Genomic DNA, 15,361 nt, shown 5'->3' on the forward strand with positions numbered 1-15,361 from the left:
CACAAAGAGAAAGTATTATGTCTAAATATCAAGAAGCTAAACGCATCGTTCGTGAATATTTCGATGCAATGGAAAACGCCACTCACGAGAACGTTGCTGAAGTTTTAAAAGCGCACGCTTCTGATGATTACTTATGGCGCGGTGTTTACCCATTCCGTGAGCAAGAAGGCACACAAGCGGTCGCTGACGTATTCTGGGCTCCCATGATGAAGTCAATGACTCGTATGCAGCGTCGTCAAGACATCTTCATCGGTGGTAACAACGAAGTTAACCCAGATGAGGTTTGGGTAATGAGCATGGGTCACTTCATGGGTCTGTTCGACGCTGAATACCTTGGCATGCGTCCTACTGGCAAGATCATGAACATTCGTTATGCAGAATTTAACTGTGTTGTTGATGGAAAAATCACCAAGACTGGCCTGTTCCTAGACCTTCTAGGCATGATGGACCAAGCGGGTTGCTACCCACTTCCACCATCAACAGGTAAGCACTTCGTTTACCCTGGTCCACGTAACCACGATGGTCTGTTGTTTGAAGATGCAGATCCAGAAGAAGGCGTTGCGACTCTTGCTCTTGTAAACAAGATGGTTGATGACCTTTCTGCTCTTAACGACAGCGGCGCAATGGGTTGCCCACCAGAAGTACTAGCGAAGAGCTGGTCAAAAGACATGATCTGGTACGGTCCATGTGGTATCGGCGCGTCTTACACGATTCCTCGTTACCAGCAGCAACACCAACTTCCTTTCCGTAACAACCTGAAAGATAAGAAGTTCAACGGTCATGTTTGTCGCTTCGCTGAAGGTAACTTCTCTTGTTTCTTCGGGTGGCCAAACCTATCAAACACACCTACAGGTGGCTTCCTAGGTATGACTGGCGGCGAAGTTCGTGCAAACATGCAAGTGGTTGACGTTTACTACCGTAACGGTGACAAACTATCTGAGAACTGGGTTCTTATCGACCTTCCTTACTGGCTACAACAGCAAGGTCTAGATGTGTTTGAACGTACTTCATCCATCATGAACCCAACGCTCTAGTCCTAATGATAGAAGCCAAAAGATTGAAACCAAACAGTAGCAACCTAAGTCGACATCTAATCTAGGTTGCTATGACTTGCTACGTGCCGCCTTCTCGCTCTTAGCAAGCGCTCCAACAATACCAATCAATAATTGCTCCACCAATAATTGAACTCGATAGTGCCTCACGGATGGGGTACTCCCTACCAAACCATTACTAATATAACGGGCTTGAAAGCATGATGGTTTTCTGCGACCTGAATAAAGGGAATAACCATGAATAAGTCGATTCTTTCTGCAGTGATTCTGACGGCACTTACATCGTGTTCTGCTTTTGCTGCACACACTTTTACCAATGACACGGGCGATAGTCTTACTTTAGATGGTCGTTTTGATGTTCGTTACCAAGACAAGGGGGGCGATCATAATGGCGAATGGAACAGCGGTAGCTCTCGTTTCGGACTTAAAGGTCAAATGGGGCTAGACAACAATTGGACTGGCTTTGGGCATGCCGAATGGGCTTACAACTCGGGCTCTAACGGCGATAACATTTATAACCGACTTCTATACGCAGGCTTAGAGCATGAGAAATACGGCAAGATTGCTGCAGGTACTAAGCAGTGGTCGACCTTCTACGATGTGGCTTGGTTTACCGATATGGGCCGTGTGTTTGGTTCACGTGGTTCTGGTTACTACAACCTATCTGACTGGGGTATTGCGTCAGGTACTGGTCGTGCCGAGAACTCGATTACTTACCGCAACAGCATTAGTTACAACTGGAAATACGGCTTCACTTACCAAACAACTCGCGAAGATGTTGACCTAGCAGACGGCTTAAAAGCAACGCTGAAAAACGGTATGGGTGCATCAACGCTGTACACAGTTATAGATGGTCTAACGATTGGTTTGGCTTACCACCAGAATGAATTTGACGATGTGGATGCTGCTGTTCAAAACATCAAGGATGGCGACACGCAGCGCATCGGTCTATTAGGTGTGAACTACACCAATGACGCTCTATTCGTTGGTTTCACCTACAGCCAAGGTTCAAACTGGGAAACCACCAGCAAAGCTGAATTCTACGATCACCGCGGTGCCGAATTCTTCACCTACTATCACTTTGAAAACGGTCTGCGTCCGACCTTTAACGTTAACTACTTAACGGATACCGACGACAACGCAAACGGCTACGAACGTCAACTTATTATCCCTGGTCTTGAATACCACTTTAAGGAAAATAAGTTCTTAGTTTGGACAGAATACCAGTTTGATAATGGCAGCGACAAGTCTGTTGGCAATCATTATGAAAACAGCAATGACCAATTTGCTGCGGGTATTCGTTACTACTTCTAATGATGTAACGGTATGTTGCTCATTTTTCTGGTAAATTCGTAATCTAAAGCTCTGCGCCTACGTAGGGCTTTTTAATAACCATTTTTTAGCTAACACAGATGATGGGTTATACCCAGCATCAAATTCAAAATAATCATTATCCCTTATTTTTCAGACTATTCTGCGGTATTACTTTATGAGTGCGTACCTATTTATGTTACTCTGTGCGCAGTCAATTTGGTTCAAAAGTATGGTCTATGAACTCTCCAAAACACTTCACGGCGTCAAAACCAACCGTCACCTCTAAAGATGTGGCTAAACTTGCTGGCGTTTCTCAATCTACTGTTTCTCGCGTATTTGTACCGGGTAGTTCGGTGTCTGAAAAGACCAAACAGAAAGTGTTCGATGCTGCAAAATCGTTGAATTACCGTCCCAATGCCTTTGCCCGCAGCCTGACGACAAACGAATCCAAATTGATTGGGTTAGTTTTCCCAGATGCTGACTACCCTATTCACATGAAAACACTACAGCTTATCTCTACTGAGCTACAACAACAGGGTTACTCTGCGGTGTTGATTCCTTGGCAAGTTGATGGCAACGACAACCACTCAATTCCTAATATCTTCCAATACCGAGTAGATGGCGTAATTGCTGCTTCTGCGACCTTTAATAAGTCGCTTTATGAAGAGTGTGAAGAGTTCGACATCCCTATCGTTCAATACGCCCGTGTGGTTGAAGGTACCAAGAGTAGCTATGTGGTGAGTGACAACTACGCCGCTGGTCAAGCCGCCGCTCAGCACTTGCATAGCGTAGGAACAAAGTCAGCGGTTTACCTAACAGGTAACGTACCTACCTACACCAATGGTGAACGTGAATCGGGCTTTTGCTCAGAATTCGAAGTTCTAACTGGCAGACAAGCTCGCGTTATTGAAGCTAACTATGACTACCTTGATGCCCTAGATGCCATTCGGACTCTATTCTCAGAACCAACACATCCTCAAGCGATTTTCTGTGCGACAGATAACCTAGCGATGGCGGTCATGGATGTGGCACGCTTAGAGTTCAAGCTACGTATCCCTGAAGATCTACAAGTGATCGGCTTTGATGATATTCCACAAGCACAGTGGCTCAATTACCAACTCACTACTTTCAAACAAGATTTCAGACGCCTTGCTCGCGAATCAGTAAAAATTGTGGTGAGCCAGATTAAAGAACAAGACACTAGCTTGGTGAAGCTGATGATACCGGTCAAACTGATTGAACGAAGCACAACAAAAGCGTAAACGGAAAAATGGCTAGCTTCATAGTTAAGGGCTCAGAAAATACTGCCTTTACACTACTGTCAACACTTCACTTGCATTAGAAAAAGTAAGTCAAATGATGCCTTGATGAAGGGGGTCGCTGACTATTCCAAACACATAATGGGGCAATTTCGCGCTACACCGCCCCAATCTGCAAGGTACTGTACTGGTAGGTATGTGTCAGTGGCGATTCAGTTGACTAAATTCACAGCACCACTACACCTTAAACTTGATGACAAACTAACGCTTTTGACCTCATTTATGTTTCAAATCCTATTGTAGGTAAGTTACAAAATAATTTGGCGTTGCACTCCTGATTCACTGGCAAAGTCAGGATCATGACTAATGAGAATTAAACCGCCACGATAGTTGAACAATGCCTGCGACAGCGTGATTTTTGATTCGAGATCGAGGTGATTATCTGGCTCATCGAGTAGTAGCAATGGGTTATCGGGTTGATGACTGACGATAAGCATCGCTAACTTCATTTTCTCTCCGCCACTAAGCATACTACCAAGACGAAATACACTATCGCGACGAAACCCAATACCGGCCAACAATGTTCTGGCGTCACTTTCTTTGATGCCACTACATTGTTGCATCAAATTATCCAGTATCGATAACTTGGGTTGAACTGTACCAAAATGCTGGTCAAGATAAATCAACGGCGTATTCAGTCGCAGTTCCCCTTGTTGAAGGGAGGATTCACCTAATAGCGTTTTCAACAGCGTTGATTTACCACTACCATTTTTTCCGGTTAGATGAATCTTTTCATTGGCATAAACTTGTAGCGTAATAGGTTTTTCACGACCAAAAGGTAATACACCCTCAAGAATCGAAACCACTTTACCTAAACGGCTTGGGCTGTCTTCTAGATAGAGCTTTTGCCCTTTCAGCTGCTCTTTTCTCGACTTTAGCGACTGCTCTTTATCTTGTAGGTGAACTTGCCTCAGTTGCTCGTTTTTAGTGCGATTTGAGGCACGTGCTGTGGCTTTATCTTTTTTAGAATCGAGCAAGCTTTTTCCATGGCTACCTTCTTTGCGTAATTTGTTGCCTTGGGTAGCTTTTTGCGCTGCCTTTTCTCGGTTACGCTGTGCTTGTACTTCCAGCTTTTTTCTTTGCTTATCAATACTGGCGAGTTGCCGCTCTACTGCATGCAACTCGGTACATTTCTGTTCAGTGTATACATCGTAGTTACCACCAAACACTTGTATCCCAAGCCCAGATAGCTCCCAAATTTCTTTCATTTCACGCAGTAGTATTCGGTCATGGCTAATAAGTAAAATCGCACCTTTGAACGCTTGCATCGATTCCAATAGCCACTGCTTTGCCTGGTCATCAAGATGGTTGGAAGGCTCATCCAGAATCAGTAACTCAACGTTGCTTTCAAACATCTGCCAAAGCTGTAATCGCGCCAATTGTCCACCACTCAATTGAGCGCACGGAAAGTCTGCTTCTGGTGGCAACCCCAATGCTTTAAGTTGCTGAGTAAGTTGCACGGATAAATCCCACTGATCCCCAATCACGTCAAACCAATGCTCTGAACAATCTCCCGATTCAATCCGCTTTAACGCTTCAAGTACGTCGTGTTTACCCAAGAATTGCGCAATAGAAATATCACCAGACAACAAGTGAGATGGCTGCTGACGATATACCGAGAAAGACCTTGGTAATGTAACCGTTCCGCTCGATGGCTTTTGTTCACCACTTAAAATCGAAGCTAATATCGATTTACCCACACCATTGCGACCAACCAAACCAATACGATTGTTAATCATGGTGCATGATAATTGTTGAAACAGCCTCTCGCCGTTATCAAATTGATGACTTATGTTGTAAGCCTGTAATACTGGCATATTTTGCCTCCTGTATGACAGGGACATCAGCCGTAGCAACAAAGTTATAGAGATGAAATCAATGCAAATACGCGCTCTTATCCGAGCGATTAAAATAGTTAAAAAGTACTTGTAAAGAAGTATCGGAGAGTGAGCTACGCCGACTAACCCTGTAAATCCAAAAATAAAATAAGAGAATGGATGACAGGTTTAGTTGTTCATGTTGGCGTAATCTCCTAAAGAAATGATTTGAACAGGCTACTGGTTCATACTCGCTTAGTCAAGATCCTGATCAATGCTTCTACGATGAGCAAAAAAAAAGCCCCTCATAAAGAGGGGCAAGAGTACCATCGCTTATAGTTATAGTGATATGCCAGTAAATTCTGAGCTTTTAAGCGGGTTCAAGTTCGAGACCCAACAAAAGCAAACACCTTGGATTTTGGATTAACCGAAGTCACCGTTGACATAACCTTGGGTGCGATCATCACTTGGGTTTGAAAAGATGATCTGCGTGTCGTTATGTTCAACCAACTCACCCATTAGGAAGAAGGCGGTGCGGTCTGAAATACGACGTGCCTGCTGCATTGAGTGGGTAACGATAACAATGGTGTAGTTTTTCTTCAGTTCTTCCATTAGCTCTTCAATCTTGTGCGTTGCGATTGGATCAAGTGCTGATGTCGGTTCATCCATAAGAATGACATCGGGTTCCATGGCAATCGTACGCGCAATACATAGACGCTGTTGCTGACCACCAGAAAGACCGAACGCGTGAGATTTCAGGCGATCTTTGACTTCATCCCACAGTGCGGCACTGCGCAATGAACGCTCGACCACCATGTCGATGTGCTTCTTGTCTTTGATACCTTGAGCGCGCAGACCGTAAGCGACGTTCTCGTAGATGCTCATTGGGAATGGGTTTGGCTTTTGGAATACCATGCCCACCTTGATGCGCAGATCCGCTACGTCGATGTTGCCGTAGATATCGGTACCGTCCATCTCAAGCTTGCCGGTAATCGTTACGCCTTCGATCAAATCATTCATTCGGTTTAGGCAGCGCAATAGCGTTGATTTACCACAACCAGAAGGACCGATCAGTGCCGTTACCTGTTGAGTCGGGATCGGTAGATTGATCGACTTAAGTGCTTGGTTCTCGCCGTAAAATAGGTCTAGGTTTTCAATATTAAATTTGTTCATTATCTTGGTCTCTAAATTCTTTATCGTGTTTTCTCAAAGCCGTGCTCTTTATGTTCTGGCCAGCTTTGAGCTATAAATTCTCAAATTAATAAGTCGCTGTATTAAAGCGTCTAGCAAGTAGCTTGGTCACCATATTAATCAATAGCACCACAACAATCAGTACTGTCGCTGTACCGTATGCTTGGTTCCACTCATCCATAGTGAATAGCTCCGTTGTGAGTTTATAAAGGTGAACCGTTAGGGTACGACCTGAGTCCAATAGAGACTCTGGAATACGTGCCACCATACCTGCTGTCATAAATACAGGTGCAGATTCACCAATTACACGACCAATACTAAGAATGACCGAGGTTAAGATACCCGGCATCGCACTCGGAAGAATAAGACGCCAAATGGTATAAATTTTAGACGCACCCAAACCATATGAACCTTCTCGGTAGGTTTGCGGGACAGCCATTAATGCTTCTTCTGTCGTTCGGATAATAACCGGTAAGATCAGAATACTCAGCGTCAGTGCACCCGATAGAATCGAGAAACCAAAGCCCATAATCGTCACAAAGAAAGTCATACCAAATAGACCGAAGATAATCGACGGTATACCGGCAAGAGACTCGGTACAGAAACGGATAACTTTGACGAGACGACTGCCAACTCTGGCATATTCAGTCAAATAGATAGCGGTCATGATACCCAGCGGTGCTGCCACCGAAATCGAGGCAATCACCATATAGATGGTCGACACGATCATAGGGAAGATACCCTGCTCATCACCGGTACGTGTGTAGTTGTCGGTAATGAAGTTCCAATCTACATATTGCAGACCGTTAGAGAGGATGTACCAGATAATCCAGAACAGAAACCCAACCGTCATTGCAGCGGCAAGCCAAATAAAACCATTCAGGATTGCGTCTTTATTTTGACGCGCTTTTTTTAGTTTTACTGTATCCATAATAATTACTTCGCTTTTTCACGGTTTAGGTAAAGTAGTACGCCGTTTAGCGACATGATAAACACCAATAGCACAACACCTGTTGCATACAAGGCATTGGCGTGGATACCACTCGCGTAGGACATTTCAATCGCAATGTTTGCCGTTAGAGTACGAGCTGACTCTAGAATGCCACTTGGCATAGCTGGAGCGTTACCCATTACCATGATGATCGCCATGGTCTCACCAAGTGCACGACCGATACCTAAAATCACGCCGGTCATGATGCCTGAGCGCGCCGCGGGGACGAGAAGTTTAAAGATGGTGTAAATTTTTGAAGCACCAAGTGCCAGTGAACCTTCTTTATAGGTACGAGGAACCGCACGAATCGAAGTTTCAGAAACCGTAATAACAGTAGGAAGAATCATCACACCTAAAACAATAATACCAGCAAGAATGGTGTTACCCGCAGGGACATTGAAGATTTGCTGAATCAAAGGAACGATGATGACAAGACCAAAGAAGCCGTATACCACCGATGGAATACCCGCAAGCAGTTCGACTGCTGGGCGAATAATATCGGCTAAACGCTTAGGCGCAATTTCGGCGATAAAAATAGCCGTTAGTACACCAACAGGTACACCAACAACAACAGCACCTAAAGTTGACACGACCGAAGCGACAATCATGGTTGCAACACCATAAAGTGCTGGCGGTAACCAATGTTGTCCTAGAACGATGCCACTAACGCCAGCTTCTTGGAATGCTGGAATACTTTCTTTAACAATGAAGTAAGCGATGATCGCTAAAGAAACGATACCGATTACTGCACTTGAGAGGAAAAGTCCGTGGAAGATTCTCTCTTTCCAGTCTACGCGCTTATTCTGTTTTAAGCCGCGTGGCTCGGACTGAGTCGCTGAATTCATAAGCTTCTCACTATTGGTTGCGATGGTCATAGATTTACTGTCTGGTTATATAGACACAAAAGGCTCAGCCCGAAATAGTAGGCTGAGCAATATTTTAATATTCTAGTCTGTAATTAGTTTACAGAGATGTAGCCTTTCTTAGCTGCAATTTCTTGAGCTTCGTCAGCAACCATCCAGTCAAGGAAACGTTGAGTTTCTTTAGATGGTGCGCCGTCTTTGTAAAGAACAAGGAATGGACGAGCAACTTTGTAAGAACCGTTCTTAACGTTATCAACTGTCGCTGGTGCGCCGTCGATAGTTAGAGCTTGAACTGTGTTATCCACTGTACCTAGAGAGATATAGCCGATTGCATATGGGTTGCTTGCTACTGAAACTTTTAGAGCACCGTTGCCGTTAGCCACTTGTGCGCGTTGAGAAATTGCTGATACTTTTTTACCAGAGATTTCCATTTTCAGTTTCAAGATGTCTTCAAATGCGCCACGAGTACCAGAAGCCGTATCACGAGTGATAACAACAACCGGTTTGTTTTCACCGCCTACTTGGCTCCAGTTCGTGATGTCGCCTTTATAGATGCTAGTGATTTGCTCAGCAGTTAGAGAGTCAACCTTGTTTTTTGGGTTAACAACAACTGCGATACCGTCACGAGCAATAACAAGCTCTTTAAGGTCTGCAGATTTCTCTTCTGCTTTTAGGTCACGAGATGAAATACCTAGGTCAGCGCTGCCGTTTTTAGCTGCTTTGATACCCGCTGAAGAACCCGGTGCTTGAATCTCGATGAACACAGGTTCGCCTTTGTTCATGTAAGTTTCTGCGAAAATTTCTACCAGTGGTGAAGCACTGTTAGAACCTACTACTGAGATTGTTTCCTTAGCTTGAGCTGGAGTCAGTGTCATAGCACCTAGCAGAGCGATTGCACCGATAACTGTCTTTTTCATCACAAATTCTTCCTTTGTTGGCTTGATTGCCGTTGTTTGTTTGAACGGTGACAGATTAGTTTGGAAATATGACAGTTGTGTTTCACTTCGTTGAAAGGTGTATGACAGGTGAGATTTTTTTTGAGCGCTAAACTTAGAACAAGATCACAAAAACAATGCAAGTAAGTGATGACATGCTTAACCAAGCCTTGATATAGCTAGCATTGAGCGCTAATTTTACATTTTTGAGAAACTGAAATTTCTGCCACTTTGCGTGGCAAAAATCTGGAAAAAAAGATCAAAAAAAAAGGCGACACATCACCTTTTTTTCTTCAATTCACGGTTCAAACTGAAATATGATTAACAATTAAACAGTGATATTACTCATGTTACTCACTGTCTGCCGCTGGCTTTGGTTTTTTCTTGGGAATAAATACCGAATCGCCCACCGCCACATTTTGATAAAAGGCTTTATCGCGCTTAACAGGTTTCTTATTCGCCACCTTTTTATTCTTCGGTGCCGCTTTCGCTTTCGGACCTTTATTGCTGAACGTCGGCTTCTTAGGTTTTATCCCTTTAAATTTCCCTTTCAGCCCCTCAAGCACATCAAAACTGATGTCTTGCTGTAAAAAGGCTTCAACGCGCTTAAAGCTATCCCAATCTTTTGGACCCACCAAAGAAACCGCATCGCCCTTATTGCCCGCACGACCCGTTCGACCGACTCGGTGGACATACTCTTCGGTATGCTTGGGCATATCAAAGTTGATGACATGAGTCACCGTCGCAATATCCAAACCTCGTGAGGCAACGTCTGTCGTCACTAATATCTTAAAGACATGACGTTCAAACTGACTCATGATGGTATTACGCTGAGTCTGGTTAAGATTGCCACTCAAGGCAATGGCCTTCAGTTTCTTCTCATTTAACCAGTTGGTGAGTCTATCCGTATCCGCTCTCGTCGCGGTAAAGATGATCATTTGCTTATAATCAGCGGTTGAAATAATGCGTTCTAGAATGGCTTCTTTGTGATCTAGGTGATCACACAGGTAGAACTTTTGAGTGATATCTTTATGTTCTTCATTGGAGACGCCGACTGCGATACGTTTAGGTGCATTGAGCATTTCACCGGCAATATCGTTCACCTCTGCGTGATCCAGCGTGGCAGAGAACATTAACGTTTGGCGACGACGGTGTTTAGCGGCATTATGAATACGGCGCAGTTCTGGCGCAAAGCCAAGGTCGAGCATTCTGTCTGCTTCATCCAGCACTAAGGTTTCAAGACCATCTAAGAACAACGAACGATGTTCTAGGTGATCCGCCAAGCGTCCCGGCGTCGCAACAATAAATTTAGGGTAACGACGCAGTGCTTTGACCTGATCGTTAAAGTTCTCTCCGCCAAGAACCAGCGTCGCGTCGTAAGACAAACCGCCGAGCATCGATTTCAGCTCGCCATAAACCTGTTTTGCCAACTCGCGAGTCGGCGCAAGGATCAAGGCGCGAGGATCTTTGGCAGAAAAAGATTTGTTTTTAAGAGACTTGTGCAGAATCGGCAACACAAACGCCAAGGTTTTACCCGAGCCCGTTTTGGAAGATGCCATTAGATCCTTACCTGCAATCGCCACCGGAATCGCTTGTCTTTGAATGTCCGTCGCTTGCTTGAAGTTAAAATGTTTCAAGTTTTTCAGTAGTCGATTGTCTAAACCAAGGTCTTTAAATTGCAATGCCAATACTCCTAAAAGCGTGTTGCTAAAATGGTGTTGTCTTTAATATCTACATCAACCATGCGATGTTTGCATGAACCACGTTGCTCACCTGGTTTTGTGTTGCACCCTGTTTCGTATTACAGATAGCTTGGTGCTACACATGGTTTGGTGCCACACATAGCTTAGTGCGGCAAAATAGCTTGGTGCTGCAAAATAGCTTAGTGCTGCAAAATAGCTTGATGTCATAAGAGGATGCGCATAATACATGATTATCTATCTTTACCCAAGTTACCGTTTAGCCGCTGCTGTTTAACTTTAGCTCATCCCCCTAAACTCAGCTAACCCAAATACTGAGCAAGAGATCATTAAAGGTCGATTATTATCAATTTTCGTAGTGATTCCCCTTGCCTCTACTCAGGAAATTCTTACCGAATGTAGTGAAAAGTCATTTGCTGTGGTGTAGATTCAGTTTTTCATCAACTATGAGTTGTAATATTTCTATTTTACAGTAACTTAATTACCGCATTAATAGATTTAAGTGCGGAGAGACAATCCGAGTGACACTTGGTGCATCTCAAAACTAAGACTGACACTAATTTAACCAGAAAAATGGTAATTTTTTGGTTTTTCTGACTTTTAATTAGTTTGCGTTCTTATAATTAAGCACTAAACTCTCAAATAGCCTAGGTACGTACCAAATAGGTAGCAGGGCTGTTTTAAATACTAATTCCTAAAGGAGCTAATAATGAAGAAAGTTTTAATTGCAGCATCAGCATCAGTTCTACTACTTGCAGGTTGTGCATCTGGTCCAGACGAAGCAGCAACAGCAAAAATGGACGAGCTAAGCAACCAAGTAAGCCAACTAAGCTCAGACGTGCAAGCACTTAAAAATGAAGTGATGACAAGCAACAAGAATGCTATGACAGCACAAGACGAAGCAGCACGTGCAAACGAACGCATTGATAACATTGCTCAGTCTTACACTAAGTAAGCACTCTTCAAACAAGAGCAACGAATAACAAAACAGCGCTAATCATTAGCGCTGTTTTTTTTTGTTTTAAATCCTATCCCTAAACTTACTCTTGTTGTGTCATAGCACTCGCTGAAATCACCTCAACCGGCACACCGTTTTGCGCCAAGAGTACCGCTTTAATCAACTGATCAGAGACCTGATATTCGTCAATCCACCAAGCTAACTCTTTTGGAATATCCATTGATTTCTTGCTTCCATCGGTACGAGTGAGAGGTTCATGGGCCTCGATAAAGACGCTTCTATCCGGCTCTAACGTTACTTTGATCGGCTCATCAATAATTCGCACCTGCAGCCCTACATCGACTTGTTGAAATAACCAATCAATATCCGTTGGCTCCATACGAATACAACCGGAACTCACTCGCAACCCAATACCAAAATCTTTGTTGGTGCCGTGAATAAGGTAACTGCCTGTGCCATAGGCAAGACGCATCGCATAATCACCGAGCGGGTTTTCAGGACCAGCAGGAACCACTCTCGGTAGTTCGATACCTTTTGCCAGGTAGTCTCTACGAATCGAATTTGGCGGTGTCCATGTTGGGTTTTTGCGTAATTGACTGATCTTAGTGGTCATCTCGGGAGTATCTTGCCCAATACGTCCGATACCGACGGGGAAAATATGCACCACGCCTTTGTCTGGTTCAAAGTAGTAGAGTCGTAATTCCGCCAAGTTAATCACAATGCCACGATAATCAACATGTGGCAGGATGATCTGGCTTGGGATCGTCAATACATAACCATCTTGAGGTAAGAATGGATCGACACCTTTGTTGGCAGCCATAAGAGACAAAAAGCCAACGTCATATTCCTTGGCAATGTTCGCCATGGTTTCACCCTGTTCCACACTATGGTACTGAATCGTTCCAACCATATTACTGCCGTCGGTGGGTAGGGAGAACGTCGCGGCGGAAAGGGTGTGGGATAACAGTAAGCCTACTAGCAAGGTGGCTTTACGAAACATCAGTGTCTATCCTTTGCATTTTTGTAAAGTTGTAAGGTTATCTCTCTTTGTGTCTTGTGATCAACTATCGGGGCGACATATTGTAGATTTTCAAACCCTTGCCAAGCCCACGGTTTGTGAATGTAGCGTTCTGGAACCTCTGCCAACTCGGGTAACCAGTGGCGAATAAAGTCTCCTTTGGTATCAAATTTCTCCCCCTGAGTAATGGGGTTAAAAATACGAAAATAAGGCTGACCATCACACCCTGTTGACGCGCACCACTGCCAACCCCCGTTATTTGACGCGAAATCACCATCCACAAGCTTGGTCATAAAGTAACGTTCGCCTTTACGCCAATCGATCTGCAAGTCCTTGGTAAGAAAGCTAGCCACAATCATTCTCAAGCGGTTGTGCATCCAGCCAGTTTGGTTCAACTGCTTCATGGCTGCATCGACAATGGGGTAACCGGTATCGCCACGGCACCAGTGCTCAAAAGTCACTTCAGAGCCAATACTCCAATCGAGATGCTTCTCCCAGTCCAGATAGCCCTCACCTTTACACAGTTTAGGTTCGAAATAGACTAAATGCTGATAGAACTCTCGCCAGATCAATTCACTTAACCACACCACCGCACCCTCTGATAGCGACGCGCTAGGTTGGTCGTAATAGAGTCGAGCAATACACTGCCTCACGGACAGCGCCCCAATCGCTAGGTATGGGCTTAATTGGCTGGTTCCATCGACAGCCGGGAAGTCACGTTGCCGTTGGTAATCGTCTACACGTGCAGCGGAAAACGCTCTCAAGCGTTGTAATATTGCTGTTGAATCCACCGGCCACAAACGGCTGTCTTGCCGCGGATAACTATACGTCACCTTATCTGTAAAGCAGTCTGATAAGGGCTGTTTCACCGGAACAGAGGCTCGGCTTGGAACAACCTGGGGAGTATAACCCAACGCCAGCCAAGCTTTTTTAAACGGCGTAAATACCTTGTAATAAGCGCCTTGCTTGTTGACCACGCTACCCGGCGGCACTGCGCATTTGTCGTCGATTGAAGTGAGCGTGATTCCCACCTCAGTGAGGGCTTGTTCAAGCGTCTCTTCTCTTTGACGCTCATTGACTTCATAGTTTTTATTGAGCACCACTTCGTTGACGCCCAACTCAAGTGCTTTTTTCACTAGCCACTGATTCGCCGCAGTAAAGTCATCACATTCGTGGTAGAGCAATGGAATATTGAGATTTCGCAGTTCATCGCTTAGCGAGTTTAAACGCCGAAAAATCAGATCCGCCTGCATCGGTGACAAATGGTGCTGCAACCACTGCTTCGGCGTTGAACAAAAGGCAGTGACCACCTCTGTTTCACCATCAATGGCATAATCCAAGGCACGATTGTCAACACTTCTTAAGTCACGATACAGCAAAACCATTCTCATCGCTGTTGTCTCCAATGGTCAACCCAATGTTGAATCATGGGCGATAAACGAACGTCCGAGTAAAACTGATTAACAGGCATGGCGACCACACTTAGTTGCTTTTCGGTTAATGGGCGCTCACTGAATAACTCCAAACTGTGATAGCCCTGAGCAATATCTTGACTGCACAAAGCGGATAAATCTTCAATGCCATCAAGCAGTATCATTCTGTCGCCGTTCTCTGCACGCTGCATGCAGCGTATCCATGCGATCGGGTGTCCGCTACTGTCCACATTGACAAATAAGTGCCTATGCTTAGAGGCTGATTTATCGAGAGATTTGAGCGCCACGGAAATCTGCCTGATCAAAGTCGTTTTGAACAGTGAAGCCTGCAACACCTGCCTGCCGGCTTTGACTAAATCGATAGAACTAAGGCTCGGTAAGATAAACTGCTGTTCAACAATATCGAGAGGATACTCTTTCAGCACAACCGCAATGATCTCTTCCACTTTCTTACCGTCAAGGGTAGAGAGTGCTTCCAATAGCCAGTCGACCTCTTGCAGTTGCTCACTATCAACGCCCTCAACAAGCAGATTTTGGTCATCGAGCAACTGTTTGACTTTACCAATAGAAACACCCTTCGCAAGCCAACTTTGCACCAACTTAATTTGCTCGATATCGTTGTCTGTATAGAGTCGATGACCCTTATCTGTTCTTTGAGGTTGCAGCAGATTGTATCTTCGCTGCCAGGCGCGCAGTGTTACCGGCTTGACGCCCGTAATGCTGGCTACCTCCCTTATTGCATATCGATTTTGCTCCAAGTCCATATTACT

General features: G+C 44.6%; 13 protein-coding genes. 4 read left to right on the plus strand and 9 right to left on the minus strand.

The genetic code is table 11. From position 1 onward, the window contains the following. Positions 1-17 precede the first annotated feature (17 nt). The 3 genes from L9Q39_RS18925 (at position 18) to L9Q39_RS18935 (ending at position 3,628) form a co-directional block, all read left to right on the plus strand. Entirely contained in the window at positions 18-1,034 is a 1,017-nt protein-coding gene (locus L9Q39_RS18925) for a nuclear transport factor 2 family protein (RefSeq protein WP_237486642.1), read from the plus strand. 255 nt (positions 1,035-1,289) lie between these two features. Further along, positions 1,290-2,366, plus strand: coding sequence for a porin (locus tag L9Q39_RS18930; RefSeq protein WP_237486643.1), 1,077 nt, complete (start codon positions 1,290-1,292; stop codon positions 2,364-2,366). Between the two features lie 236 nt (positions 2,367-2,602). After that, positions 2,603-3,628, plus strand: coding sequence for a LacI family DNA-binding transcriptional regulator (locus L9Q39_RS18935; protein WP_237486644.1), 1,026 nt, complete (start codon positions 2,603-2,605; stop codon positions 3,626-3,628). Between the two features lie 305 nt (positions 3,629-3,933). Here the strand turns inward: L9Q39_RS18935 and L9Q39_RS18940 are convergent, their stop codons facing one another. From L9Q39_RS18940 to L9Q39_RS18965, 6 genes are all read right to left on the minus strand, one after another. Continuing rightward, the gene (locus L9Q39_RS18940; protein WP_237486645.1) at positions 3,934-5,502 is read right to left on the minus strand and encodes an ABC-F family ATP-binding cassette domain-containing protein; all 1,569 of its coding nucleotides are present in this window, start codon (positions 5,500-5,502) and stop codon (positions 3,934-3,936) included. A 423-nt stretch (positions 5,503-5,925) separates the two neighbouring features. Next, entirely contained in the window at positions 5,926-6,675 is a 750-nt protein-coding gene (gene pstB / locus L9Q39_RS18945; protein ID WP_237486646.1) for a phosphate ABC transporter ATP-binding protein PstB, read from the minus strand. An 85-nt stretch (positions 6,676-6,760) separates the two neighbouring features. Next, the gene (gene pstA / locus L9Q39_RS18950; protein ID WP_237486648.1) at positions 6,761-7,624 is read right to left on the minus strand and encodes a phosphate ABC transporter permease PstA; all 864 of its coding nucleotides are present in this window, start codon (positions 7,622-7,624) and stop codon (positions 6,761-6,763) included. A gap of 5 nt (positions 7,625-7,629) precedes the next feature. Then, complete coding sequence (gene pstC / locus L9Q39_RS18955) at positions 7,630-8,559, minus strand: phosphate ABC transporter permease subunit PstC (RefSeq protein WP_237486650.1); 930 nt, start codon at positions 8,557-8,559, stop codon at positions 7,630-7,632. 83 nt (positions 8,560-8,642) lie between these two features. After that, positions 8,643-9,464 carry a phosphate ABC transporter substrate-binding protein gene (locus tag L9Q39_RS18960; protein WP_237486652.1) on the minus strand — a complete coding sequence of 274 codons (822 nt, stop codon included), beginning with the start codon at positions 9,462-9,464 and terminating at the stop codon, positions 8,643-8,645. A 368-nt stretch (positions 9,465-9,832) separates the two neighbouring features. Next, positions 9,833-11,164 carry a DEAD/DEAH box helicase gene (locus L9Q39_RS18965; protein ID WP_237486654.1) on the minus strand — a complete coding sequence of 444 codons (1,332 nt, stop codon included), beginning with the start codon at positions 11,162-11,164 and terminating at the stop codon, positions 9,833-9,835. Positions 11,165-11,891: 727 nt separating this feature from the next. On the opposite strand from L9Q39_RS18965, the gene L9Q39_RS18970 reads away from it, so the two are divergent. After that, the gene (locus L9Q39_RS18970) at positions 11,892-12,137 is read left to right on the plus strand and encodes an Lpp/OprI family alanine-zipper lipoprotein (RefSeq protein WP_237486655.1); all 246 of its coding nucleotides are present in this window, start codon (positions 11,892-11,894) and stop codon (positions 12,135-12,137) included. A gap of 85 nt (positions 12,138-12,222) precedes the next feature. Here the strand turns inward: L9Q39_RS18970 and L9Q39_RS18975 are convergent, their stop codons facing one another. From L9Q39_RS18975 to L9Q39_RS18985, 3 genes are read right to left on the minus strand one after another with little or no spacing between them, the layout of a single operon-like run. After that, positions 12,223-13,140: a L,D-transpeptidase family protein gene (locus L9Q39_RS18975; protein ID WP_237486657.1), complete on the minus strand. Its 918-nt coding sequence runs from the start codon at positions 13,138-13,140 to the stop codon at positions 12,223-12,225. Next, positions 13,140-14,549 (minus strand): deoxyribodipyrimidine photo-lyase, encoded by a 1,410-nt coding sequence (gene phrB / locus L9Q39_RS18980; protein ID WP_237486659.1) that lies wholly within the window; start codon positions 14,547-14,549, stop codon positions 13,140-13,142. Before phrB ends, L9Q39_RS18975 begins: the two co-directional genes overlap by 1 nt. Continuing rightward, positions 14,546-15,355 (minus strand): MerR family transcriptional regulator, encoded by an 810-nt coding sequence (locus L9Q39_RS18985; protein WP_237486662.1) that lies wholly within the window; start codon positions 15,353-15,355, stop codon positions 14,546-14,548. The genes phrB and L9Q39_RS18985 overlap by 4 nt, the downstream gene beginning before the upstream one ends. Between the last annotated feature and the right edge of the window lie 6 nt (positions 15,356-15,361).

Origin of the sequence: Vibrio hippocampi, assembly GCF_921292975.1 — a bacterium.
GTDB lineage: Bacteria > Pseudomonadota > Gammaproteobacteria > Enterobacterales > Vibrionaceae > Vibrio > Vibrio hippocampi.

Excerpts from the sequence above, each read along its gene's own strand:
- L9Q39_RS18925 (WP_237486642.1), top strand. The coding sequence starts at position 18 with ATGTCTAAATATCAAGAAGCTAAACGCATCGTTCGTGAATATTTCGAT.
- L9Q39_RS18970 (WP_237486655.1), top strand. The coding sequence starts at position 11,892 with ATGAAGAAAGTTTTAATTGCAGCATCAGCATCAGTTCTACTACTTGCA.
- phrB (WP_237486659.1), bottom strand. The coding sequence starts at position 14,549 with ATGAGAATGGTTTTGCTGTATCGTGACTTAAGAAGTGTTGACAATCGT.
- L9Q39_RS18975 (WP_237486657.1), bottom strand. The coding sequence starts at position 13,140 with ATGTTTCGTAAAGCCACCTTGCTAGTAGGCTTACTGTTATCCCACACC.
- pstA (WP_237486648.1), bottom strand. The coding sequence starts at position 7,624 with ATGGATACAGTAAAACTAAAAAAAGCGCGTCAAAATAAAGACGCAATC.
- pstB (WP_237486646.1), bottom strand. The coding sequence starts at position 6,675 with ATGAACAAATTTAATATTGAAAACCTAGACCTATTTTACGGCGAGAAC.
- L9Q39_RS18940 (WP_237486645.1), bottom strand. The coding sequence starts at position 5,502 with ATGCCAGTATTACAGGCTTACAACATAAGTCATCAATTTGATAACGGC.
- L9Q39_RS18985 (WP_237486662.1), bottom strand. The coding sequence starts at position 15,355 with ATGGACTTGGAGCAAAATCGATATGCAATAAGGGAGGTAGCCAGCATT.
- L9Q39_RS18930 (WP_237486643.1), top strand. The coding sequence starts at position 1,290 with ATGAATAAGTCGATTCTTTCTGCAGTGATTCTGACGGCACTTACATCG.
- pstC (WP_237486650.1), bottom strand. The coding sequence starts at position 8,559 with ATGACCATCGCAACCAATAGTGAGAAGCTTATGAATTCAGCGACTCAG.
- L9Q39_RS18935 (WP_237486644.1), top strand. The coding sequence starts at position 2,603 with ATGAACTCTCCAAAACACTTCACGGCGTCAAAACCAACCGTCACCTCT.
- L9Q39_RS18960 (WP_237486652.1), bottom strand. The coding sequence starts at position 9,464 with ATGAAAAAGACAGTTATCGGTGCAATCGCTCTGCTAGGTGCTATGACA.